The sequence below is a fragment of the Candidatus Poriferisodalis sp. genome, assembly GCF_965221945.1.
GTDB lineage: Bacteria > Actinomycetota > Acidimicrobiia > Acidimicrobiales > Poriferisodalaceae > Poriferisodalis.
Genome location: NZ_OZ244925.1, coordinates 1,342,468 through 1,364,945 on the forward strand (window position 1 = coordinate 1,342,468; position 22,478 = coordinate 1,364,945).

The 22,478-nt window shown below is 65.5% G+C and carries 27 protein-coding genes; 4 read left to right on the forward strand and 23 right to left on the reverse strand.

Annotated features, from left to right (window positions below):
• Window positions 1-4: 4 nt before the first annotated feature.
• The 5 genes from ACOQPH_RS06205 to ACOQPH_RS06225 all read right to left on the reverse strand — a co-directional run bounded on the left by ACOQPH_RS06205 (window position 5) and on the right by ACOQPH_RS06225 (window position 4,574).
• Entirely contained in the window at window positions 5-634 is a 630-nt protein-coding gene (locus tag ACOQPH_RS06205) for a hypothetical protein (protein ID WP_420623851.1), read from the reverse strand.
• Window positions 631-3,069, reverse strand: a complete 2,439-nt coding sequence (locus ACOQPH_RS06210; RefSeq protein WP_420623852.1) for a DEAD/DEAH box helicase — start codon at window positions 3,067-3,069, stop codon at window positions 631-633. The genes ACOQPH_RS06205 and ACOQPH_RS06210 overlap by 4 nt, the downstream gene beginning before the upstream one ends.
• Complete coding sequence (gene tatC, locus ACOQPH_RS06215; protein ID WP_420623853.1) at window positions 3,066-3,911, reverse strand: twin-arginine translocase subunit TatC; 846 nt, start codon at window positions 3,909-3,911, stop codon at window positions 3,066-3,068. Before tatC ends, ACOQPH_RS06210 begins: the two co-directional genes overlap by 4 nt.
• Window positions 3,908-4,219 (reverse strand): twin-arginine translocase TatA/TatE family subunit, encoded by a 312-nt coding sequence (locus tag ACOQPH_RS06220; RefSeq protein WP_420623854.1) that lies wholly within the window; start codon window positions 4,217-4,219, stop codon window positions 3,908-3,910. The genes tatC and ACOQPH_RS06220 overlap by 4 nt, the downstream gene beginning before the upstream one ends.
• Window positions 4,220-4,304: 85 nt before the next feature.
• On the reverse strand, window positions 4,305-4,574 hold the full coding sequence (locus tag ACOQPH_RS06225; protein ID WP_419553256.1) for a hypothetical protein: 270 nt from the start codon (window positions 4,572-4,574) through the stop codon (window positions 4,305-4,307).
• Between the two features lie 114 nt (window positions 4,575-4,688).
• Here ACOQPH_RS06225 and ACOQPH_RS06230 point away from each other — a divergent pair, with 114 nt between their 5' ends.
• Window positions 4,689-5,450 (forward strand): glycerophosphodiester phosphodiesterase, encoded by a 762-nt coding sequence (locus ACOQPH_RS06230; protein WP_420623855.1) that lies wholly within the window; start codon window positions 4,689-4,691, stop codon window positions 5,448-5,450.
• Window positions 5,451-5,497: 47 nt separating this feature from the next.
• Here the strand turns inward: ACOQPH_RS06230 and lepB are convergent, their stop codons facing one another.
• The 8 genes from lepB to arc all read right to left on the reverse strand — a co-directional run bounded on the left by lepB (window position 5,498) and on the right by arc (window position 13,826).
• Complete coding sequence (lepB, locus tag ACOQPH_RS06235) at window positions 5,498-6,025, reverse strand: signal peptidase I (protein ID WP_420623856.1); 528 nt, start codon at window positions 6,023-6,025, stop codon at window positions 5,498-5,500.
• Window positions 6,026-6,105: 80 nt separating this feature from the next.
• Window positions 6,106-7,080 carry a DUF3866 family protein gene (locus ACOQPH_RS06240; RefSeq protein ID WP_420623857.1) on the reverse strand — a complete coding sequence of 325 codons (975 nt, stop codon included), beginning with the start codon at window positions 7,078-7,080 and terminating at the stop codon, window positions 6,106-6,108.
• Between the two features lie 137 nt (window positions 7,081-7,217).
• Window positions 7,218-8,576 carry a Pup--protein ligase gene (pafA, locus tag ACOQPH_RS06245; protein WP_420623858.1) on the reverse strand — a complete coding sequence of 453 codons (1,359 nt, stop codon included), beginning with the start codon at window positions 8,574-8,576 and terminating at the stop codon, window positions 7,218-7,220.
• A 21-nt stretch (window positions 8,577-8,597) separates the two neighbouring features.
• Complete coding sequence (gene prcA / locus ACOQPH_RS06250) at window positions 8,598-9,338, reverse strand: proteasome subunit alpha (RefSeq protein ID WP_419553261.1); 741 nt, start codon at window positions 9,336-9,338, stop codon at window positions 8,598-8,600.
• Entirely contained in the window at window positions 9,335-10,180 is an 846-nt protein-coding gene (gene prcB / locus ACOQPH_RS06255) for a proteasome subunit beta (RefSeq protein ID WP_419554868.1), read from the reverse strand. The genes prcA and prcB overlap by 4 nt, the downstream gene beginning before the upstream one ends.
• A gap of 5 nt (window positions 10,181-10,185) precedes the next feature.
• Window positions 10,186-10,377, reverse strand: coding sequence for a ubiquitin-like protein Pup (locus tag ACOQPH_RS06260; RefSeq protein WP_420623859.1), 192 nt, complete (start codon window positions 10,375-10,377; stop codon window positions 10,186-10,188).
• A gap of 97 nt (window positions 10,378-10,474) precedes the next feature.
• Window positions 10,475-11,983: a depupylase/deamidase Dop gene (dop, locus tag ACOQPH_RS06265; protein WP_419553263.1), complete on the reverse strand. Its 1,509-nt coding sequence runs from the start codon at window positions 11,981-11,983 to the stop codon at window positions 10,475-10,477.
• Window positions 11,984-12,062: 79 nt separating this feature from the next.
• Window positions 12,063-13,826, reverse strand: coding sequence for a proteasome ATPase (gene arc, locus ACOQPH_RS06270; protein ID WP_419553264.1), 1,764 nt, complete (start codon window positions 13,824-13,826; stop codon window positions 12,063-12,065).
• A 175-nt stretch (window positions 13,827-14,001) separates the two neighbouring features.
• Here arc and ACOQPH_RS06275 point away from each other — a divergent pair, with 175 nt between their 5' ends.
• Window positions 14,002-14,235: a ferredoxin gene (locus tag ACOQPH_RS06275; RefSeq protein ID WP_419553265.1), complete on the forward strand. Its 234-nt coding sequence runs from the start codon at window positions 14,002-14,004 to the stop codon at window positions 14,233-14,235.
• A gap of 78 nt (window positions 14,236-14,313) precedes the next feature.
• Here ACOQPH_RS06275 and ACOQPH_RS06280 read toward each other — a convergent pair whose 3' ends face one another.
• From ACOQPH_RS06280 to thrH, 10 genes are all read right to left on the reverse strand, one after another.
• Window positions 14,314-15,015: a S1 family peptidase gene (locus tag ACOQPH_RS06280; RefSeq protein WP_420623860.1), complete on the reverse strand. Its 702-nt coding sequence runs from the start codon at window positions 15,013-15,015 to the stop codon at window positions 14,314-14,316.
• Between the two features lie 203 nt (window positions 15,016-15,218).
• The gene (locus tag ACOQPH_RS06285; protein WP_420623861.1) at window positions 15,219-16,097 is read right to left on the reverse strand and encodes a tRNA (adenine-N1)-methyltransferase; all 879 of its coding nucleotides are present in this window, start codon (window positions 16,095-16,097) and stop codon (window positions 15,219-15,221) included.
• Window positions 16,094-16,345 (reverse strand): hypothetical protein, encoded by a 252-nt coding sequence (locus ACOQPH_RS06290; protein ID WP_420623862.1) that lies wholly within the window; start codon window positions 16,343-16,345, stop codon window positions 16,094-16,096. Before ACOQPH_RS06290 ends, ACOQPH_RS06285 begins: the two co-directional genes overlap by 4 nt.
• 31 nt (window positions 16,346-16,376) lie before the next feature.
• On the reverse strand, window positions 16,377-16,607 hold the full coding sequence (locus ACOQPH_RS06295; RefSeq protein ID WP_420623863.1) for a hypothetical protein: 231 nt from the start codon (window positions 16,605-16,607) through the stop codon (window positions 16,377-16,379).
• Between the two features lie 7 nt (window positions 16,608-16,614).
• On the reverse strand, window positions 16,615-16,986 hold the full coding sequence (locus tag ACOQPH_RS06300; protein WP_420623864.1) for a hypothetical protein: 372 nt from the start codon (window positions 16,984-16,986) through the stop codon (window positions 16,615-16,617).
• A 108-nt stretch (window positions 16,987-17,094) separates the two neighbouring features.
• Window positions 17,095-17,835: an LON peptidase substrate-binding domain-containing protein gene (locus ACOQPH_RS06305; protein WP_420623865.1), complete on the reverse strand. Its 741-nt coding sequence runs from the start codon at window positions 17,833-17,835 to the stop codon at window positions 17,095-17,097.
• On the reverse strand, window positions 17,822-19,336 hold the full coding sequence (gene dacB, locus ACOQPH_RS06310) for a D-alanyl-D-alanine carboxypeptidase/D-alanyl-D-alanine endopeptidase (RefSeq protein WP_420623866.1): 1,515 nt from the start codon (window positions 19,334-19,336) through the stop codon (window positions 17,822-17,824). Before dacB ends, ACOQPH_RS06305 begins: the two co-directional genes overlap by 14 nt.
• A complete protein-coding gene (locus tag ACOQPH_RS06315) occupies window positions 19,296-20,297 on the reverse strand; it encodes an ROK family protein (RefSeq protein ID WP_420623867.1) in 1,002 nt (333 codons plus the stop codon). The genes dacB and ACOQPH_RS06315 overlap by 41 nt, the downstream gene beginning before the upstream one ends.
• A 58-nt stretch (window positions 20,298-20,355) precedes the next feature.
• Window positions 20,356-20,838, reverse strand: a complete 483-nt coding sequence (locus tag ACOQPH_RS06320; RefSeq protein WP_420623868.1) for a peroxiredoxin — start codon at window positions 20,836-20,838, stop codon at window positions 20,356-20,358.
• A 90-nt stretch (window positions 20,839-20,928) separates the two neighbouring features.
• Complete coding sequence (thrH, locus tag ACOQPH_RS06325) at window positions 20,929-21,576, reverse strand: bifunctional phosphoserine phosphatase/homoserine phosphotransferase ThrH (RefSeq protein WP_420623869.1); 648 nt, start codon at window positions 21,574-21,576, stop codon at window positions 20,929-20,931.
• A gap of 11 nt (window positions 21,577-21,587) precedes the next feature.
• Between thrH and ACOQPH_RS06330 the strand changes: the two genes are divergently transcribed.
• Both ACOQPH_RS06330 and ACOQPH_RS06335 read left to right on the forward strand, forming a co-directional pair.
• Window positions 21,588-21,818: a hypothetical protein gene (locus tag ACOQPH_RS06330; protein ID WP_420623870.1), complete on the forward strand. Its 231-nt coding sequence runs from the start codon at window positions 21,588-21,590 to the stop codon at window positions 21,816-21,818.
• A 121-nt stretch (window positions 21,819-21,939) separates the two neighbouring features.
• Entirely contained in the window at window positions 21,940-22,476 is a 537-nt protein-coding gene (locus tag ACOQPH_RS06335) for a VOC family protein (protein ID WP_420623871.1), read from the forward strand.
• Window positions 22,477-22,478 lie beyond the last annotated feature (2 nt).

The window sequence follows — 22,478 nt, forward strand, 5'->3', positions numbered from 1 at the left end:
CGGATCAGAACACGATCAGCGCGGCGTCTGGCTGGATCGTGACAGTCAGCTCAAGGCATCTGCCCACCCGCTCTCCATCGAGCCACAGCCCCAAGGGTTTGCCGAACTGGAATTCCGTACTTGTCACACGCCGCATGGCGATGGCCGGATGCGGCAGGTGGGCTCCCGACCGCAGGCGCCGCCGGGCCAGCACTCGTTGTGCCAAGCTCAGCGCCGGCTGATCGATTCCCGTGGTGAGCACGTGCAGTCGCCCGTCGTTGGGATGGGCAGCGGGCGCGAGACGAAACTCCCCCGCAAGGTCGGCGCTCATTGCCGCCATGGCGGGTCCGCGCCACCACGAGTTGCGTGCAATGGCGTGCACGCACGCCCAGTGGACCACCTCATCGGCCACCACCTCGATGAGGTCGACCGGTGCAGTCCGGGCGATCTCGCAACGCAGGCGTTCCGCTCCGCCCGCTGGTGCGCCCACCACCCGCCACAGGTCACCGCCCGTCACGCCGATCGGCGACGGTGGGCGATCCGCCGCTCGCTGACAGGTGATCAACCTACGCAGTTCCGCGTTGCTGCCAGCGATCGGTGCCCCCTCGGGCAGCGTTGCGGCCGTTCCCCACGGCTGGTTGCGTTGAATCGTCATGGAAGCCTGCGAGTACGGGTCACCACAGGAGCTGGGACGAATCCCTCTCCCGACGCCGTCGCAGCTGGCGTGCCCACGGTTTCGTCGGAGACCCGCGCCGCTGCTGCGACCACTCCGCGGTCGAGCGCCGAGCGTGCGTTAGCCGCTGTGCGTCGTGTGGCGCCGTTCGAAGCAACCTCTGCGATTCTGTCCACCAAGTCGATCAGCTGCCGCATCTGGCGAACGAAGTCACCTCCCGCAGGTGCGTCGCCACCGTAGAGATCGCCCTGCCACAGCTCGACGTAGGTTGCTCCGTCCGCCCAGGCGTGTGCCGTAGCGAAGAACGAGGCATCAGGCGGGCGAGAGGCCACCACGTTGTGCTGGCGTTCGGCGCGGTTGATCTGTGTCGCCAGCTCAAGAATGAGCGCCGCCCGATCCCGACAATCGTTGTCCCGATACCGGGGGGCGGGCGGCGGCCGGCTGCTTCGATGCTCGTAGGTCAGCACCGAGACCAGGCCGGCTAGTCGAGCCGGTGCGACACCGTCGAACACGCCCTCACGCAGACACAGCACCGTCAGCAAGTCCGATTCATGGAACACGGACTTCAAGCACTCACCCGCCGGATTGAGCGACCAGCCGTCCGCGCAGCCGAAGATGTTCAGTATCTCGTTGATGGCATCGAGCTGCCGGGCCAGGCCCCCCTTTGCGAGCTTGATCCGGTCCTTCAAGCGGCTGACCCGCGCTCCGGTTCGTTCGGCTTGCCGCTCTGCGTCGACAAGCGCTCGGTCCAGGCGCCGATCGGTGGGTTTGCCGCGTCGATGCCGATGACCAACTCCCGAACCTCCACGCTGCGGGGCGTGTGCCTCTGGGCGAGCGCGGCCACCGCCCATCGACCGCAGTCGTGCACGGGCTTCACGCAGCTCCCGGCGCTCGACTTCGAGCGCAGCGGTCCATTCGCCGACCCGCCGATCCGCCCGCCACTGGGCGAACGACCGCTGCAGCATCTCGACTGCCTCGTCGCGCGTTCGGCTGGCGATGAGGTTGGCAACCATGTTGTATGTCGGCCGGAACGAGGACTCAAGTTCGAAGTCGTTGCTCGCAGCCAGGCGAGCCGCCTCGCCGAACGCCGTGTGCGGGTGCCACAGCGTGTAGGCGTAGCCAATCTCGTCGATCCCGCGGCGACCTGCACGGCCGGTGAGCTGGGTGTACTCGCCCGGCGTCAATGCGGCGAAGCCCTCCCCACGGAAGCGGCTGAGCTGTTCGATCACCACTGATCGGGCTGGCATGTTCACTCCAACCGCCAGTGTCTCGGTCGCGAACACCACGGCCAACAGCCCCGCGGCGAAACAGTCTTCGATTGCTTCCTTGAAGGCCGGCACCAGACCTGCGTGGTGGGCTGCGACGCCTGCGGTGAGTCCCTCAAGCCACTCGTGGTAGCCGAGTGCGTCGAGGTCACCTGATTCCAGGGAGGCGGTGTGGGCTGCAGCGATCTGGCGTACCCGGTACTGCTGGGAGGCATCCAGGAAGGCCGCGCCCTGCGCCGCGAGCGCCCGGGCGGCATCGTCGCAACCCTGGCGGGAGAACACAAAGATGATTGCGGGCAGCTTTGCGGTGGTGGCAAGGTGTTCCACGATCTCAGTGCGCCGTGGTCTCGCCGGTCGCACACCTGCGCCACGTTGGCGACGGTGGCCTCCCGAACGGGAACGGGCACGTTCCAGCAACCGTTCGATCTCGGGATTGGGCTGACCATCCCGCAAGGTGGGCAGATCCACCAGACGCCGACTGTGCCGCTCGAACAGCAGGTAACGGTCTTCGAGGGGCACGGGCCGCTGCGTGCACACCACCGCCTCGCACCGGCCGGCGGTGGCTTCGATCCACGATGCGAGTTCGTACGCGTTGCTGACCGTGGCCGACAGGCACACCAAGCGCATGTGTGCAGGAGTGCTGATGATGACCTCTTCCCAGACGGCCCCCCGGTACGGATCCTGCAAGTAGTGCACTTCGTCCAGCACCGCCACGCCGAATTGGGCCACGTGCGGCGACCCGGCGTAGATCATGTTGCGCAGCACTTCGGTGGTCATGACGACGACGTCGGCTTCAGGGCGGACCACGTTGTCACCGGTGAGCAGCCCCACCCGTTCAGATCCCAACCATGAGCGCAGTTCGCGCAGCTTCTGGTTCGACAGGGCTTTGGTTGGCGTCGTGTAGGCCGCACGCTTGCCGGCTTGCAGGGTCGCTGCGATCGCGTACTCGGCCACCAGCGTCTTGCCCGACGACGTCGGTGCGGCCACGAGCACCGAGTTGCCCCGCTCGACCGCTTCGAATGCCTCGATCTGAAAGCCGTCAGGCGAGATTCCCCGCGCTACCAACAGGTCGACGAGCGGTGGCGGCTGCTCTGGCTTGGTGGCTTCGGGACATCGCCCCGCTGGATCCGCTTGACCGTCCGTTGCACTCACGGAGAGGAGTCCGTCACGCTGGCTGCGGGTGTCCGGGATTCCTGCGCTCGACGGCGACCAAATCGCCACCCCGCAGACCCGCTGCGGCGTCGCAAGATCACAAAGCCAACCAGGATCGACAGCTCGTAGAACACGTACAGGGGCACCGACAGTGCAGCGAGTGTCACAGGGTCGCCAGACGGCGTGATGATCGCCGCGCCGGCCACGATGCCGACAATGGCATAACGGCGGACCCGGCTCAGCTGCCGCGGCGTCACCATGCCGGCCATCTGGAGAAACACCAGGACGATCGGGAACTCGAAACCGATGCCGAAGGCCAGCATCATGAAGGTCACCAAGCCGAGGTACGAGCCAGGTCCGAGCAACGGGTCGACGGCGTCACCGCTGACGGCGATCAGGAAGTCCAGCGCCCGCTCGAAGGTGAAGTACGCCAGCAAGGCACCCGCCGCAAAGAGCAGGAATCCCGCTATCACGAACGGCACCACCCAGCGCTTCTCCCGGCGATCAAGTGCAGGCGTGATGAATCGCCACAGGTGCCACAGCAGCACCGGCATGGCCAGCACCACACCGAGATAGACCGACACCTTGATGCGGGTGCGAAAGCCCTCCAGCGGTGTCGTGATCACCAGGCTGCAGGGACGATCGATCTCCTGAGCCTCCAGCACGTTGCAGTACGGCGGCAGGAAGATCTCGGCAAGCAGCCAGTCGTAGAGGAAGAGCCCCACCACCATGCCCCCGCCGACAGCCACGATGCCCCAGATGAGCCGGAAACGCAGCTCCGCGACGTGATCCCAGAAGCCCATCACGGCCGGCCGAGGCCGGCGCCGTCGCCAGAGCCTCACGCAGGGCCGTCGCTGGTCGAGCGATCCGCCGCCGGATCGGCCGCGTCGGACTGGGAGGACTCGCCCTCACCCTGCGCACCAGGGGCCTCGGCCGGGTCTGCTGGCGTCGGTGGATCGGGCGACGATGCAGGTTCCACATTCGGCGGCGACAGCGTGGCGTCCATCTCCTGACGAACGGTCGTCGAGAAGTCCCGCACCTGCCGAAAGAAGCGGCCGATGCTGCGGATTGCGCCCGGCAAACGCGTGGGCCCCAGCACAATCAGGGCCACGAATGCGATGATCAGCACCTCGTTGGGCTGCAGGCTCACGGCTCGATGGTAGAACCCCGGCCCTGCGCGGCGGTTCTGCTTTGCTGCCGAGCACACAGGCCCTGGTGGTCCAGACGGCAGCGTTTCAGAACGGCAGCATCCGGCGGGCCGCCCATCGCACCACCATGCCGAGCGCTCTCTCGGCCGTGGCTTCGCGTACCGACGGCAGGTCCAGGCTGTCGATGGCGGCTCGAGCCCGAACGACGTCGGCGCGCACCGAAGCAGTTGTTTCAGTGATGGATGCCAGCCCCTCAGCCGTAGCCCGCAACTCGACGGCCAGCCGCCGAATCATGAGCGTGCTGACAACGACGAGTACGCCGAACGCGACAGTCGGCAGCAGCCAGATCGCCCCCATGAGCCGAACCCTACGGCGCGACAGACGACCGAAACGTCCGTCGTAAACCGCAGTACATCGGCCACATCTGGTGAATTCCGCGGCACGCGGCATCCAAATTGGCACGATAGAGCCGTGCCCCCGCAGCCGCTGCCGTCATTGTGCACGCCACCGATCACATTCGCGCATCGGGGCGGGCGTGCTCATGGCCCTGACAACGCGCTTGAGACGTTCGCCGTGGCCTTGGACTTGGGAGCAACGGGCCTCGAGACCGATGTCTGGCTGAGCAGAGATGGTCATCCGATGCTGGACCACGACGGAGTTGTCTGGCACCGGGGCGTTCGCCGTCCTTTCAGCTCATTCACCCGTGAACGCATCGGTCCCGACGTCGGAACGCTTGCAGACGTGTATCAGTCCTGCGGTACCGACTTCGAACTCTCGGTTGACGTGAAAGACCCCGCGGCGGCTGACGCAGTCATCGAGGCCGCCCGATCCGCCGGGGCAGAAGACCGCCTGTGGCTGTGCCACGCGGACTGGGAGCTGCTCGCCGAGTTGCGTAATCGCACCACTGCACACATTGTCGACTCGACCCGCGTACGACGAATGAAGGAAGGTCCGGAGCGCCGGGCGGCGGCGATGGCCGACAGCGGCATCGACGCAGTCAACCTCCCCGCCAAGGACTGGACCGGAGGACTCGCAGCGCTCTTCCACCGCTTCGGACGTCTTTGCTTCGGGTGGGATGTCCAGCACATCCGGTTGGCCGCAGCACTGCGCGACATGGGCCTCGACGGCTTGTACGGCGACCACGTCGACCGGCTGATCGCCGGTGTCACTTCACCGAGCGAACCAGCCGAACCGGCACCGGACGGCGACATCTGCGAGGCACAACCCGCCTGAACAGCCGCTCTGCCGGATCGGCCCCCCTCAACCCTGCACAGGCGGTCCTACAGACCACCGAGCCGATTGGGCGGCCAGAAACGCGCGAACGCCCGCCCGACGATTTCATTCTCGGGGATCGGCCCGAAGAAGCGACTGTCCTGGCTCGAGAGCCGGTTGTCGCCCATGACGAACACGTACCCGGCCGGAATCAGCTGCTGCGTGAAGCTGCTGGTGTACGTATCGGCCGGGAGGTAGTCCTCTGGCACCGGAACGCCGTCAACGATGAGCTGTCCGCCTTCGGCCTCGACCGTCTGACCGCCGATGGCGACGACTCGCTTGACGAGCTCAGAGGTTTTCGACGGCTTCAGCGCATCAGGCGTCCGGAACACGACGATGTCACCCGGGTCGGGATCCCCGATGCGGTAGCTGAGCTTGGAGACCAGCAAGCGGTCTCCGATCTGGAGCACTGGCTCCATCGACTCGGAGGGGATGGAGAAGGCGGCGATCAGAAACATCCGCATCAGCAATGCGAGCGTCACCGCAGCCAGCAGGACCCACGCCCACGACAGCAGGTTGCGTGTTCGCCGGCTCATGGCCCGCGCGATACGCGGCTGGCGACCTAATGGCCTCCGGCCGTCAGCCGGGTCGCAATCGCCGCCTTCGCCCGCAACGCTCATGGTGACGCCGCCAGCCAGGCTGCCGCTGCCCCCAGCCACTCACACGCTTGCTGGTCGCGTTCCAATGGACGACCCATGGAAGTGACGCTCAGCCCGCTGCGGGCAAGCGCTTCACCGACCGCGGCCGGCTCCATGTGGATCGCCCGCTTTCCCAGAGTCTCAACCCATGCGGCATCACGTTTCGCACGGCGCGCCGGAACCGGCACGACAGTGCGTTCGGGGGCCAGCGCGGCCATGGAGCGGGTGTGATGGCTGACACCGCGGTGTCGTTCTCGCTCATCGTCCGACGATGCGCGCACTGCCAGCGCGGTAGCTGCACCGAGACCGTCCAGCACGGCGGCGTGGCCAACGAGATCCAGCGCCGAGAAGCCCAGGGGGCTCGCGGTGCCGAGGTGTCCAAGTCCAGGCGCGACGACGACACGGTCGATGTTCTGGCGCGCCAATGCTGCGACTCCGGAGGCGACCGTGACCGACTCGATCGGCGCACCGAAGGCCTGCCCGGCGCTCACAGCTGTCGCGATCGTGCCCCGCTCAAGGCTCACGGCCGCAAGATCGCTCAGAACGAACGGCAGCGCCCCGCCGTCGGTCATGACATAGCCCGGTGCAACGCCGACGGCATCGCGCACCGTGGCGGCCAGCGCCAGTGCATGGCTGTGCAGCACGCACAGCACGACCCGGACGCCAGCCAGCGACGGCAGCACGGACACGTCAAGGTGATCGGAGCCAGTGCCCGCAGCCTCCTCGAAAGCATCGACCGGCAACTGCTCGGCGAGATACCGGGCCTTCATGACCCGTCCCGGAACATCATCACCGGCATAGGGCGCGCTCAGATTCGTATGGACGACATGTGCCCCCCCGCTGCCGAGGTCCAGCTCCAGCGCCGAGGCATTCACGAGCAGTTCATCGCCGACCCCCACCGGTCCGCACAGATCAGTGAGGGCATACGCCTCGCTGCCGTCTGACAGGGTCATTCGCGCCAGCCCGGGCCTCACATCACGCACCTCGGTGGCTCGCAGGCGCGCAAAGCGCGGCATCGGCTGCCGTCAGCCAGTTGCGTGTCGGCGCGGGACTGCGTTGCAGCGCGGATTCTGGCGGGCGACAGCGCTCATCACAGCGATTCGATCAGCTTGTCGACGCGTTCGTCGTGGGAACGGAACGGGTCTTTGCACAAGACGGTTCGCTGAGCCTGGTCGTTGAGCTTCAGGTGCACCCAGTCGACGGTGTAGTCCCGGCGACGGGCCTTGGCCTCGCGGACGAACGCCCCCCTCAGGCGCGCCCTGGTCGTCTGCGGGGCCTCCTCAGTGGCTCGGCGGACGTCGGCGTCATCGAGAACTCGCTCGATGAGTCCCCGTCGCTGCATCAGATAGAAGACGCCGCGCGTCGAATGGACATGGTGGTACTGCAGGTCCAGCAGTGCGATGTGGGGGTCGTCGAAGCCAACTTCGGCGCGGTCGGCGTAGCTGGTGAGCAGTTTGTGCTTGATGACCCAGTCCACCTCGCGGTCGAGCAGCAGCGGATCGTCACCGATCACCGTCATGGCGTGCTCCCACATACCCAACGCCCGCGATTCTTCTGCAGTGAGGTCGTTCGTCTCGGCAAAACGCAGTGCCCGCTCGAGATACTCCGATTGGATGTCGAAGGCGCTCACTTCACGCCCGTTGGCGAGGCGCACCTTGCGACGGCAGGTGATGTCGTGGCTGATCTCGCGGATCGCACGGATCGGGTTCTCGAGCGTCATGTCCCGCAGCACCACCGCCGGGTCTTCGAGCATGCGCAGCATCAGCGCAGCGGCACCGATCTTGAGGAATGACGTGTATTCGCTCATGTTCGAGTCGCCGACAATGACATGCAAGCGTCGAAAGCGCTCGGCGTCGGCGTGCGGCTCGTCACGAGTGTTGATGATCGGGCGGCTGCGCGTGGTCGCGCTCGACACGCTCTCCCAGATGTGCTCGGCGCGCTGGGTGATGCAGTACCGGGCGCCCTTGGCGGTGTTGAGCACCTTGCCCGCACCGACGTAGATCTGGCGGGTCACGAGGAACGGAATCAGCACCTCGGCGTAGTTCGAGAAGTCATCCGCGCGGCTGGTCAGGTAGTTCTCGTGGCACCCGTAACTGTTCCCGGCCGAGTCGGTGTTGTTCTTGAACAGGAAAATCGTGCCGTTGAAGGCTTCCTCGGCCAGCCGCTCGGTCGCGCTGGCGACGAGCTGTTCGAGGATGCGCTCGCCCGCGCGGTCGTGGCACACCACGTCATAGACGGAGTCGCACTCGGGTGTGGCGTACTCGGGATGGCTGCCGACGTCGAGATACAGGCGCGCCCCGTTCGCGAGGAACACATTGCTGGATCGCCCCCACGAGACAACCCTGCGAAACAGGTAGCGCGCCACTTCGTCGGGGCTGAGCCGACGCTGCCCTCGCAGCGTGCACGTCACCCCGTACTCGTTCTCGAGACCCATGATGCGCCGCTGCACGGCGCTCACCGTAGTTCCGATCTAGGAATCTTCCTGCTCAGAACCATCCTGGGGCTGTTCTGCATCGTCGCCGAGGGCAACTTCCACCTCGGCATCGTCCAGGCGCCGGAAGCAACGCCGACGATGGGTGCCATCGGGCACGATCGCCTCAAGCAGTGCCACTTCGAGATCCGCTGCAAACACCTCGCGTTCAGGACCTGCCAGCGCTCCTCGAGCCAACCCGATGGCGGCGTCGGCATCGAGTTCGCGGTCGTAGCCCTCCGCGACCCGCTCGCGAACTGCATCGGCATCGCCTCCGATACAGCAATAGGCCTCCTCGTCCATGACGGTCCCGTCGTACTGGATCCGGTAGAGCTGGTTGGCCTCGTCGCCGATCCCCACTTCGACCACCACGATCTCAACTTCAAGCGGCTTGAGCTCGTGAGTGAAGAACTGCCCCAGCATCTGCGCGTACTGGTTGGCAAGGCTGCGGGCCTCGACGTCCGAGCGCGAGTACTGGTAGCCCTTCAGCTCGGCGTGGCGAACTCCGGCGACGCGCAGCTGATCGAACTCGATGTACCGGCCTACACCGCCGAATGCGATCCGATCATAAATTTCGGACACCTTGCGGAGCGTCGCGCTGGCGTTCTCGGCCACCAGCGCAATGCCACGGTCGTATTCCAGCGTCACCAGCGAGCGACCCCGGGCGATGCCCTTGCGGGCATAATCCGCCCGATCCTGCATGAGCTGTTCGGGGCTGACGTACAGCCCGGGCATGCTCATCGCGGTGCCTCGCCTGGATTGGCGTTTGCCGCTCCCCCGCTTGTGCCACCAGTGAGATCAGCTTGCAGTTCTGCGAAGACCGCCCCTGAGTCGGCATCGCTCAGCTGGCGGAAGCCACTGGGACCGATTGCAGCAAGCACCGGGTAGATGCCGCGCACCGGATCGGGCCCTCCGGTGGCACTGTCGGAATCAGCCGCATGCCACAAGGCCTGAACGCTCAGCGCCAGTGCATCGGGCTCGCTCAAGTCGTCACGGAAGCCGAGCTTCAGCACTGTCCCCGCGTGCAGGCTTCCCGAGCCGGCCGTGGCGTAGTCCTGTTCCTCGTAACGGCCTCCGGTCACGTCGTACTGGAACAGCCTGCCGCGCCCATCGCTGGGGTCGTAGCCGGCGAAGATCGGCACCACTGGGAGGCCGCGCATCGCTTGGGGCAGGTGTGCTCTGAGCATTTCCGCCAGCTGGTTCGCCTTGCCTTCCAGACTCAGCGGCTTGCCTTCGATCTTCTCGTAATACTCCAGCTGCAGCTGGAAGAGGCGGACCATCTGCACCGCCGGGCCCGCAGCGCCGGCAATGGCCACCGCCGAATAGGAATCAGCGGGAAACACCTTGCGCATGTCGCGATGGCTGATGAGATGACCGCTGGTGGCGCGCCGGTCGCCTGCCACCACCACACCGGTGGCGCTGCGCACTGCGAGCACGGTGGTGGCGTGGGACCCCTCGAAGGACCCGAAGCCGCCCTCAGCGGCAGAGACCGGGGCGAACCCGGCGAACGGTTCGCTGCCGGTGCGTCGCAGCAGTTCGAGGAAGCTCGCCCCTGGATCTTCTCCTGGGGCGAAGAACGGCATGGGAGTCACTCGCCGCCCTTCTGCACGTAGTTCTTCACGAATTCCTCGGCGTTGGTCTCGAGCACGTCGTCGATCTCGTCGAGCAGGTCGTCGAGCTCCGCCTTGAGCTCGGTCGCCCCTTCGGCCGATGCGCCCTCGGGCGCGGTGCTCTCAGTCTCCCTCGGAGCCGATCGTCGCATCTGGGAGCGTTCTGCCATCTCGGGCTTCCTCCGGTTTCGATTGCCTGGGTCTCGAATGCGTGGACGTTCCGATTGCCGCCTGCGGATGCGCCGAGTCTGCCTTCTTGGTGGCCGGCTAGTTGCCCAGCCGGCGCAGCAACTCGGCTGCGTCGCGGCATTCGTCCAACAAGTTACCCACGTGGTTCCGGGTTCCTCGCAGCGGTTCCAGCATCGGCACTCGACGCAGTGGATCCGTCCCGATGTCGAAGACCATCGAGTCCCAGTTCGCCGCGACGATCTCGTCCCCGAATTTTTCGAGGCAGCGGCCTCGGAAGTATGCACGTGTCGTCGAAGGCGGCACTGAGACTGCTTCATTGACTTCGTCGTCAGTGGTGATCCGTTCAAGACCGACGCGTCGCGCCAGCGACTTGGACGGCCGCAGGTCGTGATATTGCAGGTCCAATGCGGCCAGCTTCGGATCATCCCAATCGAGGTCGTGCCGCTGTGCGAAACCCTGGTACAGACGCAGCTTGGCAACCCAGTCCAACTGTGTCGCAAGGCTCATTGGATCAGACTCGAGTACGCCGAGCACCGATTCCCAACGATCCAGGATGTCGTTGCCGATGTCGTCACCGCCGACTGCCTCCAATCCCTGGCTTTGAGCGTATTTGCGGGCCAGATCCAAGTACTCCCACTGGATCTCGATGGCCCGTATGTGTCGGCCGTCGACAAGTTCGATCAATCCCGACAGGGAGGTGTCGAAGCTCACCTGGCGCAGTGCTGCAACCGGCACGAGAGGCGTCAGCGGCTCGGACATGAAGTCGTCGTCGATCATCGCCAGCACCAGTGATGTCGTGCCCAGCTTGAGGTATGTCTGGACCTCGCTCATGTTGGCGTCGCCGATGATCACGTGCAGGCGTCGGTACTTGCGCGTATCCGCATGGGGCTCGTCGCGGGTGTTGACGATCGGCCGCTTGAGCGTGGTCTCTAGCCCGACTTCCTCCTCGAAGAAGTCAGCACGTTGGCTGATCTGGAATGGCCTGTCCCCAAATGGGGTCGGGGACCGGTCACCCATCGGCACTTCCATGCCCAGCTTGCCGGCCCCGCAGAAAATCTGGCGGGTCACGAAGAAGGGCAAGATGTACGTCACGATGCGGCCGAAGGGAACGTCGCGGTCCAGCAGGTAATTCTCGTGGCAGCCGTAGCTGTTGCCTTTGCCGTCGCTGTTGTTCTTGTGGATTACCAGTTCCTCGCCGTCAGGCAGGAGGTTGTTCGCAGCCTCCATGGAGCGGATCAGGATTTCCTCAGCGGCCCGGTCGTAGATGACGCACTGGCGTGCGTCCGAGCACTCCGGTGTCGACAGTTCCGGGTGCGCGTGGTCGACGTAGTAGCGAGCGCCGTTGGTCAACACAGCGTTGACGAGATGCGTCTCGATCTCGGGCGCGAGGGCATCGAACTCGTTGAAGCCCCTCGCATCGGTGCCCGGCTGCTCGTCCTCGAAGTCCCAGCTGACGCGCTGGCACAGGAATCCGTTGACGTAGGCGTTGATGATCATCGACGACGCCGCTACCGGATTCGAGTCGCCGTTGCAGCGATGGATAATGCCGAACTCGGTCTCGATGCCAACGACCTTGTGAACCGCCACCGCCCCGGACCCTAGCTGTCAGGCCCGCGAACAGGACAAACGGGACTCACCCGCACGGCGCCCGCGGGAGCCTCAGCACTCAGAGGTATTGGCTGGTCTGGACCCGCTCGATCGCCCGGCCGCCCAGTGCATCGCTGTCGTCGGGGTCGACGAGCGTGCGGATGAACACGATCCGCTCGCCCTTCTTGCCAGAGATCTTGGCCCAGTCGTCCGGGTTCGTCGTGTTGGGCAGGTCTTCGTGTTCGCGGAACTCCTGACGGATCGAGCCCATGAGATCGTCGAGACGGATGCCGCTGCTGCCGGTTGCGAGCGACCGCTTGATGGCGTTCTTCTTAGCCCGGCGCACGATGTTTTCGATCATCGCCCCGGATGCAAAGTCCTTGAAGTACATGACTTCCTTGTCGCCGTTCTGGTAGGTGACTTCCAAGAAGCGATTGAAGTCGTCGGGGCGGTACATCTCGTCGACCGTGCGCTCGGTCATGATCCGAACGGCCTTGTGGGGGTCTCCGCCGCCGATATCGGCCACCTCCATCGGGTCGATCGGCAACTTCGGCGTGAGGTAGGTGCTGAAGATGGAGAGCGCCGCCTGCTCGTCAGGTCGGTTGATCTTGATCTTCACGTCGAGGCGACCGGGACGCAGGATCGCCGGATCGATGAGGTCTTCACGGTTCGAGGCGCCGATCACAATGACATTGCGCAGGCCCTCAACGCCATCGATCTCCGCAAGCAACTGCGGCACCACTGTGGACTCCATGTCGGAGCTGATGCCGCTGCCGCGGGTGCGGAACAACGACTCCATCTCGTCGAAGAACACGATCACCGGCCAACCCTCGGAGGCCTTCTCTCTGGCCCGTTCGAAGATGCGCCGGATCTGTCGCTCGGTCTCGCCCACGTACTTGTTCAAAAGCTCGGGGCCCTTGATGTTGATGAAGAAGCTGCGCGCGCCCTGCTGGCCGGAGACCTCGCCGACCTTGGCGGCAAGGGAGTTGGCCACTGCCTTGGCAATCAGGGTCTTCCCGCAGCCGGGCGGGCCATACAACAAGATGCCCTTGGGTGCCGGCAGGTCGTAGGTGCGGAACAAGTCCTGGTGCAAGTACGGCAGTTCGACCGCATCAGTGATCAGCTCGATCTGGGTATCGAGCCCGCCGATGTCGTCATAGGTGACGTCAGGCACCTCCTCGAGCAGCAGATCGTCCACCTCGGGCCGAGGCAGGCGTTCCAGCACGATGTTGGAGCGCACGTCGAGCAGCAGGTTGTCGCCCGACCGCAGCGGCTGACCTCGCAGGTCGCCCGCCAACTCCACGATGCGTTCCTCGTCGGCGCGGCCAGTGACCAGGGCACGGAAACCGTCTTCGAGTACCTCATTCAGCGTGACGACTTCACCGGAGATCTCGGGCCCACGCGCCAGCACGATGTTGTAGGACTCGTTGAGAACGACTTCGCTGCCCTCGACCAGTTCAGTCTCGGCCAGGTCCGGGTGCAGGGCGACTCGCATCTTGCGACCGCTCGCGTGCACGTCAGCCGTGCCGTCGTCGTTGCGGGACAAGAACGTTCCGTACGCCGAGGGCGGTTGGGTCAGCTTGTCGACCTCTTCGCGCAGCGCCGCGATGTGCTCGCGTGCCTCGCGCAGGGTGTAGGTCAGCTTTTCGTTCTGTGAGACCGCCGCCGACAGTTGCCCCTTCGCTTCGAGCAAACGCTCCTCGAGGGTGCTGACGCGCGCAGGCGTGTCGGCCAGTTTGCGTCGGAGCAGAGCGACCTCTTCCTCGAGCGCGCGCAGGCGACTGCGGAGGACCCCCGCATCGGCTGCGCTGCTGCGCTGAGGTTCGGATTCGCTCTGGTCCATGCGCGGCTGACACTACCCGCGCACTACTGTGAAGACGTGACGCGCAGTATGGATGGCCGACGGGCCGCGGCGGGAGCGCTCGCGGGTGCCGTGCGGTACGTGCGCCGACTCGGTAGATTTCATTAGTGGCGCGGGCTCGCCTATCGGGCCGTCGCGGAGGAAGGGTCGCTACACGATGAAGGTCTGGATCGATCAGGATCTGTGCACCGGTGACGGGCTCTGCGAAGAGATCGCACCTGATGTATTCACACTGCTCGACGACGGCTTGGCCTACGTGAAGGAAGGCGACAAGGTCTTCGCCGAACCGGGCGGTGTCGAAGGTCTCGCCGAGTTTTCCGACTCCCAGCTCGACGCCGTGATCGAATCCGCCGAAGAGTGCCCCGGGGAGTGCATCTTCATTGAGGCGTAAGCCGAGATGAAGCAAGAAGCGCAGATTGAGGCGTAAGCCGAGATGAGGAAAACGCCGCAGATCGAGGCGTAAGCCTCGTTACCCGCCGCCGCATTCGCCGTTGGGGACTTCGCTGAGGTCTCCAGGTCTCGCCCTGATCACAGTGCGGCCAAGGGTGTCCACTCGGGCATCGACCCCCGCCGAGACGAGGAACCCCACCAACTCAGCCCGGCTGAGAGCGAATCCGATCTCCGAGGGGCCTCGCACCGTGCCGAATGCCACACCGACAACGTTTCCCCCCTGATCGACCAACGGAGCGCCGGACTGTCCGGTTCGGATGTCGGCAGCAACCACGTACACGCTTCTAGCAGTCCCGTCACCCCACAGCCCGGTTGCGCTCACGTAGTGCTCGATGCGTGCTGGTGAGGCCACGACCCCTCCGCCTTCGGGGTATCCGAGCACCACCCCCGATGCGCCCAGCCGTGCCTGATCGATGCCGAGTGGCGGCACCGCGGCGTCGATCAGCAGCAATGCCAGGTCTCGTCCCTCCTCGTAGCCCACCACGACCGCTGGGTACGTGCTCGGATCAGTGGCACCCCTCGGGGACCATTCGATCTCGATGGCAGATGCCCCTGCAATCACATGGGCAGCACCCACCAGGACCCCCGGCGCGACGGCGAACGCCGTGCCGTTCGACACTGGCCCGCAGCCTCTCGCCCGCACGGCAACAACTCCCCGAGCCGCCGCGGCGAGCACATCGTCGTCGACCGGCGATGATGCCGGCGGAGCGCCCAGCCACAACGGTCCCTCGCTGCTCTCGATCCGAGCAACCGGTTGGACCAGGGACCCTTCCCGTCCGGCATCGTCGGGTTCTCGAGCGCAGCCTCCCACTGGGGCAGCCAGCAGAGCTGCGCACAGCGTCCGCGTTAGCCACGCTGCGGCGCGTTGGGGTGTTCGTGCCTGGCGCCGGGGTTCGGTTCGTGTGCGGGAGGCGATGGGGCGCGTCACTCCTCGATCAATCGGGCGTGTGTCAAGAAACCGGTGTGGGCAACCATGCGATGGTCAGGTCGTACCGAGGCCCCCTGCACGTGCCAGCTGCGATGCAGCACCTCGATGGTCTCGACGAACGCCCATGGACCGTCGTCAAGCGTTCGGCGAAGTTGTTGCACCTGGGTCACCGACGGGTTGTAGGCGACGAGGATTCCGCCAAGCCGCAGCCGACCGGGCAGATGCACCGCCACCCGCCAAGGCTCAGGGATGTCCAGGACTGCCCGGTCGTACTGGGCGCTGCCAGAGCCCGGGGCACGAGCTTGGGAACTGGAACCAAGTCGAGGGGGATCGACTGATTCGTAGGCGTCGCGCAGTTGAACGTCGTAGCGGTCGAGCGCCTCTGACCCCTCTGCACTCGCCACATTGACCGCAGCCCGTTCGGCGAAATCGTCCCGCAACTCGTAGCCGGTGACGATTGCACCCGCGCGAAGCAGGGTCGCCGACAGCGCACCCGAGCCCACACCGGTTTCGAACACCTGCATGCCCGCTCCAAGATCGGCCAACATCCAGATGGCGCCAAGATCCTTGGGATAGATGACTTGGGCCCCGCGCGGCATCTTCAACACTCTGTCGGCGAGCGTCGGTCGCATGGCTATGAACCGGGCTCCCGAGCCACTGCGATATTGCGAGCCCTCGGGCGATCCGATGATCTCGTCGTGAGACACCACTCCGGCGTGGGTGTGAAACTCGCCGCCTTCGCTGAGCGACACGAGGTATCGCCGCTGGCGACTATCGATCATGAGCACGGTCTCACCCGGTCGCAGCTCGCCCCCTCGCTGTTCGCCGGCGTCGTCGCGCGCCGTGTGCTCGGGCGCGGCTTCGGAGTGGCTCACATCTGATCCGCCGACGAATTGTCCTCGCCGTAGCTGCGTGTGGTGTGCCGGATCGCGAGTTCTTCACCCGGCGCCAGCTCGCCGCTGAACACCACCTCGCGCTTGCGCCTCGATATTCGCACGAGCAGCCGGAGCCCACTGACGACGATCGCCGCTGCCAGCCACTTGCCGTTGCCCGACCGCGCTCGCCGCCACAGGACATCCATGGTCCGAGCCTTCAGCCCTCCGATGCGTCGCTTTGCTGCCATGTTCACGCCCACCGCATGTCGTGAACCCGGACTACACCCGGACGACTTCGACGATCGTGTTGCGGCGGCGCCCACGGCGCCGACCGAACAGGAATGCGGCCAGCACAAGACCCGTCCCGATCGCGGCGGCCACCGCGACGGCGGCACTCGACACTTGCTCTGCAGCATTGCCGGCTCCACCGATGAGCTGCCGTACGCGATCGGAAATGTCCTGAGGTGTGATGCGCTGCCCGTCGGTGCTGGATTCGAAAGTTTCGGCCACGTCGTTCTCAGCCTTCTCCGCGTTCGGTCGCCCCGTCATCGAACCGTTCGATGTCCGGCGCCAGTCTGGCGGCGTCGTCCTTGGGCCGAATCGCCCGCGCCATGGTGACAATCGCCACGATCAGCACGGCGGCGCCAGCCAAGTGCGGCACGAATGACCAGTTGGCACCGAAGACGGTGGTCTCGGTCTGCAGGACGCGCACCAGCGCCAATGCGCCAAGCACGACCGAGAGGCTCACTCCGACCCCACCGAGAAATCCGAACAACAGATAGCGGCCGATCCCACGCAGCGGGCCCACCGTTTCCTGAACGACGTAGGCCCGCAACATGGCGGCCAATTCGGAAAGCTCGGCTCGCAGGCCGACGTCTCGTCGTGGCATTACTCGCTCAGGCACCATCCGCTGGGCACAGACTGCGAGAGTGCAGCCTGCTCAGGCACATTGTCCGCCGCTGGACATGAGCGGGCCGCCCAGGCCCGTGTGGCGACGCTACCGGCCGCCCAGCAGTTCTTCCACGCCGTCAAGCACCCCTGCGATCACCTCGACACGGTCAGCCGGATCGGGTGCGCTGAGCATGGCGTAGCGATCGAAGGGACCTGCAGGTACGAGTGCCGCCAATTGGAACGACCAGTCCGTCGCGTCCGTCGTGGCCTCCCCAAGTTGCGCCAGGTGGTCGTCGATCGCTGCTGACTCAGCCGCGGTGACTCCCATGGCACCGATTTCCGAGGCCAATGCTCGCAACCGCCGGAGCCGCGCCACCGTCGCTCTGCGCGTCTGCGAATCCACCTCGGAAGGCTCGTCGGGCCAGATGATCGTCATAGCACGCGGGTAGGGATCGTCCGGCAGCCATTCGGCGATGCGGATCCGCGGACCACCGGTGGCGAGCATCACCCATCGCCCGTCGGGCAGTTCTTGGTGCTGCGCGACGGATGCCAAGCAGCCCACGTCGGAACGGACATCCCCGCCGCCGACTTCGCTGCCACGCTCGATCATGACGACGCCGAACGGTTCATCGTTGCTGGTACACCGCCGTGCAAGGGCCCGGTAGCGGGGCTCAAAAATGTGGAGCGGCAGCACGGCACCAGGCAGCAGCGGGGAACCAAGAGGGAACATCGCTCGTTCGCGAGCGACATCGGACTCAGCCCACTCGCGCGCGACATCGGACTCGGTTCGTTCGCGAGCCTCGTGTCGCCCTTGGCCGGGGTCCGGGTCTTGTTCAGGCGGGGCCACGCGTCAATCCTCGCAGGGCTGCCGCATCACCCACTGGGTATCGCAACAGCTGACCCACTAACGACTCCTGCAGTTCCAAACCCAGCCGGGAATCGACAGGCACACCATTGAGGATCTGGGCGAACATGACCGTACCGCTGTCTGTATGGACGAACCCTGCCAACGAGTTGACCCCCGTCAGCAAACCGGTCTTGGCATGCAGCCGGCCCGCCACCGGGTGCTCGGCAAATCGATGCGACAACGTCCCGGTGCGCGCTGCGATCGGGAGCCCCGCTGCCACGGCCGAGTCGGTGCCGAAGCTGTCGAGCAGAGCTGTCAGCAAGCTGCACGACAACTGGTTCTGACGATCCAATCCTGAGCCGTCCACCACAACCGGTGGTGACTGTTGAGGCAGCATCTCCGACACGATCCTCGCCGCGGCGGCAGCGCCGGCTGGGGTCGAGCCCTCACCGGCACTTCGCAGACCGATCTCGCGCAGCATGAGCTCCGCAGTCGTGTTGTCGCTCTCCCGCAGCATCTGCTGGATGATCTCGATGAGCGGCGGTGACTTCAGCCGCGCTATCTCGGTCATGCCGCTCGGCGCGGCTGAGACGTCGATTTCGACATCCACCGAGACGCCACGCACGGTCAGCAGGTCCGCCAGCGTGGACACGAACCAGCGCGCCGGGTGTACGGCCGCGGTCAAGGCGGTCGTGAAGCCCGTGATGCCGTCATTGAGGCTCAGTGCCGAGAGCGGCCCGCTGTGCAGCTGGGTGACGTATCGCTGAGGCCATGTCTCGGGAAAGCGGTTCGCGTCATAGCGCGACTCATCGGCGATGAGCTTGCCGCGCAACGATCGGATGCCCAGGCCGACGAGTTCGTCTGCGAGATCCTCCATCGGCGTGCGCAATTGCGGCTGGCGACGATGCGAATCCGCGTACGACTGAGTCATGATCAGCGGATCGCCGCCGCCGACGACCCAGACCGTGCCGTCGAGTACGCCGTCGACGATCTCGGCATCGGTGAGCACCTGGGTGACCAGTTGCTCGGCAGGGTCAACCACTGCAAGCGCCGCTGCGGCAGTAATGAGCTTTTGAACCGAAGCGGGAATCACCACTTCGACATCGCTCGAGAACACTTCGGTGCCGTCGATCCAGATCGCGAGGCAGTGCGGCTCGGGCCAGTCCAAGCTGAACGCCGTCATCTCGGTCCCGATGTGGTGTTCCTGCGCCGCCCGCCACAACGCGTCCGGTGCGCGTTCGGCCCGCAGGAGCGGCACTGCCGACGCCAACGCCTCGTTCCCGCCATCGGGATCGTCGGGGTCGAGAGGGTCCGCGGGAGCGAACACCGGAGTGCGAAGCGCAGCGGCGTAGACGGCGGCTTCATCGGCTGAGGCGTTCATGCGCACGGCCGCCAGCGTGGGCAGCAGGCCGGCTGCTGCCGTCAACAACGCCAGCACGGCTGCGCGCAGTGGTCTCACATCACTCGCGAGGGGCAGCCACGCACGAACCGGAATCCGCACGGGCGCCACCAAGGGCGGCACTGTCCGCACGGGCGCCACCAAGGGCGGCACCCAGAGCCGCTGAGAGTTCGCCGGCTTGTGAGGGAACCACCTTGGGGTGCAAGGTGTCCGATCGACCAATGAGCATCTCGGTCAGCAGCACATCCAGCGATCCGGCGAGCAGGTCCCAGTCCTCGCTGAGTCCCCCGCCGATCACCACCATTTCAGGGTCCGTCAGGATGCAGAGATTCGATATGCCCAGCGCGAGCCAGTATGCGAACTCGTCCAGCACTCCGAGCGCAATGGTGTCTCCCTGCCGGGCAGCCTCGGTCACGTCCGGGCCACGCGCGCCATCGCCGAGACGCTCGCTGGCCATCCGATCCAGTGCGGAACCCGACGCGTAGGCCTCCCAGCAACCCTTCCGCCCGCAGGCACATTCGCGCCCGCCAGCGGCCACAATCATGTGCCCCGGCTCGCCAGCGAGTCCCACCGCACCGCGAAGTACCTCGCCGCCAAGCATGAAGGCCCCGCCGATTCCAGTACCGACGGCCACCATGACGCCATTACGTACGCCTCGCGCCGCCCCGGCCGCCAATTCCCAACGAGCGGCGCAATTCACTTCGTTGTCCAAGGCAACTGGCATGCCCAGCTCGTCGCTGAGCCGAGCCCCGATGTCTGCACCGTCCACGCCGACGAGATTGGGCGAGACTGTCACCCGCCCGGAGTTGGTGATCAGCCCTGCTATGCCGACACCGACCGACGCAGGGCCCTGATCGGGCGCCAGCGCGCCGACCATCTGAACCAGACACTCCACGAGCGCTCCGGCACCTCTGGGTGTGGGCTCGCGCACCGTCCGCTGAAGCGTGCCAGCGCCATCGGTCGCGACGCCGAAGATCTTCGTCCCGCCGACGTCGAAACCGAGATGCAACTTCGATGTCGCAACCATTGACGCGTCGACAGATGCCGGCGCGTCGGTTGTCATGAGCGCTGCGACGTCGGCCTGGCGGCGGCGTCGCAGTCCCCCATGCGTCCGGCTGGGATCAGAGCTTTCCCAAGATCGACGAGCAGCTCGAGACGTCGATTCCACCCCCGGGCTCGACCTGGAGCGCCGTCACGGTTCCGTCCTCGACAACCGCTGCGTAGCGGCGCGAGCGAGAGCCCAAGCCAAAGCCGGAGCCGTCCATGACAAGGCCCATGGCCTCGGCGAACTCGCCGTTGCCGTCGGCGGCCATTTCGATGCCCTGCGCACCGTTGGCCTCGGCCCAGGCGTGCATCGTCCAGGCATCATTCACCGAGACGCACACGACCTTGTCAACACCCTTGCCGGCAAGTTCGGAGGCACCTTCGACATAGCCGGGGAGATGCACGTTGGTGCACCCGGGCGTAAACGCGCCCGGCACAGCGAACAGCACCACCTTGCCGCTGCCCAGCATCTCGCTGGACTGCACGGGCGCTGGCATGCCGGTCTCGTCCAGTACACGCAGTGTCACATCGGGAATCTGATCGCCGACCTCAATCGCCATTGCTCTGCTCCGTCCCTGTTCTTCTTGCGGGGAAAATGTGGCTCGCAGCGTATCCGCGTGTCCGGTCCGACCCGAACTGTTCCGGACTTCTCAGCCGTCCCAGTCGCTCTGCTCGGTCGGCACGTGCACACTCTCGATCCAGCGCAGCAGTTCGCCGTAGTCGGATGCCGCGGGCAGGTCCGGATTCGCCTCGGCTACCGCTGCGGGGCATCTGAACAGGCTCGCGACGTCTGCTGCTCGCAGCATCGTCAGGTCGTTGTAGGAATCTCCGACCGCGGTCACGTGATAGTTGAGCTCCCGGTACGCGACGACGGCGCGTTGTTTTGCGTCTTCGACACGGCGGCGCCATCCCAGCAGGCGTCCATCAGCCACGTCGAGCCGGTGACAAAGCAGATGTGGGTAACCCATCAGCTCCAGGAAGTGGTCGTCGAACTGCTCAAACGTGTCGGACAACAGCAGGACGACCCACTGGCGCCGGAGTTCGTCGAGGAATTCTCGGGCCCCTTCCAGCAGCGGCAGCTCAGCGATCACCTGCCGGATCTGACTCAGCGTCACTTCATGGGAGTTGAGCAAGTCGATTCGGTACTGCATCAGGGTGTCGTAGTCCGGCTCGTCGCGGGTCGTGCGTCGCAACTCGGCGATCCCGGTGCGCTCGGCCACCGCGATCCAGATCTCGGGCGTCAGCACACCCTCCATGTCCAAGGCGATGACCCTCTGCACGAGCGCCGATTCTCTCATGCCGTGGACGATTGTCCACGAACCATTGCCCTGTCGGTGCCAGGACGTGTCCGGTTTGGCGTACCAAGCTGCCAGGCATCGGTGGCATCGACTCCTACGAGGGGCACACGTTTCACACCAGCCGCTGGGACTACGACTACACGGGAGGAAACTTCGAAGGCAAGCTCGGGAACCCGGACGGATTCTTCACTGCTATGTATGGCGCCGGCCCGATCAAGTTCTTCCGCATACTGGACGAGTAGCGCTCGACCGGTCACCTCGAGGGCATCGACCTAAGCTGAGCGGCAGGGCGATGCAGAGGTATCACTGCCGGCAAGAGTGAAGCGTCGCCCCCGAATACCGACCACCGCGGGGAGGCTGGACATGGCAAAGCCGATCAAGATGGCGCACGCCGTCTTTCGCACCGACGACATCGAGCGCCTCCAGTCGTGGTGGTGCACGGTGCTCGACGCCAAGGTCGTCCACAACGGCGGGTTCATCTCGTTCATCTCCTACGACGACGAGCATCACCGGCTGGCATTCGTGAACCGTGGCCAGCCCGGTCGCTACGACTCTCGCAAGGGGACCCTTGAGCACATCGCCTACTCAATGGGCAGCTTCGGCGACCTCCTCGACCTCTACGAACGCCTCAAGGCGGCGGACATCATGCCGGTGCGGACCATCAACCACGGCCCCACCACCTCGATGTACTACGCCGACCCCGACGGCAACGGTGTGGAGTTCCAGATCGAGAACTACCCGACAATGGATGAGTGCATGGACTTCATGCGCTCGGAGACCTTCGAGGCGAACCCCATCGGCGTGGATTTCGACGCCGACCTGCTGGTCGAGCGGTTCCGCCGCGGCGACCCGCTCGAAGAACTGGTCAAGCAGGGTTCCGCCCCAGTATCTGCCAGCTGAAT

Bases quoted from the DNA above. Each gene is read 5' to 3' on its own strand.
- ACOQPH_RS06205 (WP_420623851.1), bottom strand. From the start codon at position 634: ATGACGATTCAACGCAACCAGCCGTGGGGAACGGCCGCAACGCTGCCC.
- ACOQPH_RS06225 (WP_419553256.1), bottom strand. From the start codon at position 4,574: ATGGGGGCGATCTGGCTGCTGCCGACTGTCGCGTTCGGCGTACTCGTC.
- lepB (WP_420623856.1), bottom strand. From the start codon at position 6,025: ATGAGCCGGCGAACACGCAACCTGCTGTCGTGGGCGTGGGTCCTGCTG.
- ACOQPH_RS06240 (WP_420623857.1), bottom strand. From the start codon at position 7,080: ATGACCCTGTCAGACGGCAGCGAGGCGTATGCCCTCACTGATCTGTGC.
- prcA (WP_419553261.1), bottom strand. From the start codon at position 9,338: ATGAGCATGCCCGGGCTGTACGTCAGCCCCGAACAGCTCATGCAGGAT.
- prcB (WP_419554868.1), bottom strand. From the start codon at position 10,180: ATGCCGTTCTTCGCCCCAGGAGAAGATCCAGGGGCGAGCTTCCTCGAA.
- ACOQPH_RS06260 (WP_420623859.1), bottom strand. From the start codon at position 10,377: ATGGCAGAACGCTCCCAGATGCGACGATCGGCTCCGAGGGAGACTGAG.
- arc (WP_419553264.1), bottom strand. From the start codon at position 13,826: ATGGACCAGAGCGAATCCGAACCTCAGCGCAGCAGCGCAGCCGATGCG.
- ACOQPH_RS06275 (WP_419553265.1), top strand. From the start codon at position 14,002: ATGAAGGTCTGGATCGATCAGGATCTGTGCACCGGTGACGGGCTCTGC.
- ACOQPH_RS06290 (WP_420623862.1), bottom strand. From the start codon at position 16,345: ATGGCAGCAAAGCGACGCATCGGAGGGCTGAAGGCTCGGACCATGGAT.
- ACOQPH_RS06300 (WP_420623864.1), bottom strand. From the start codon at position 16,986: ATGCCACGACGAGACGTCGGCCTGCGAGCCGAGCTTTCCGAATTGGCC.
- ACOQPH_RS06315 (WP_420623867.1), bottom strand. From the start codon at position 20,297: ATGACAACCGACGCGCCGGCATCTGTCGACGCGTCAATGGTTGCGACA.
- ACOQPH_RS06320 (WP_420623868.1), bottom strand. From the start codon at position 20,838: ATGGCGATTGAGGTCGGCGATCAGATTCCCGATGTGACACTGCGTGTA.
- thrH (WP_420623869.1), bottom strand. From the start codon at position 21,576: ATGAGAGAATCGGCGCTCGTGCAGAGGGTCATCGCCTTGGACATGGAG.
- ACOQPH_RS06335 (WP_420623871.1), top strand. From the start codon at position 21,940: ATGGCAAAGCCGATCAAGATGGCGCACGCCGTCTTTCGCACCGACGAC.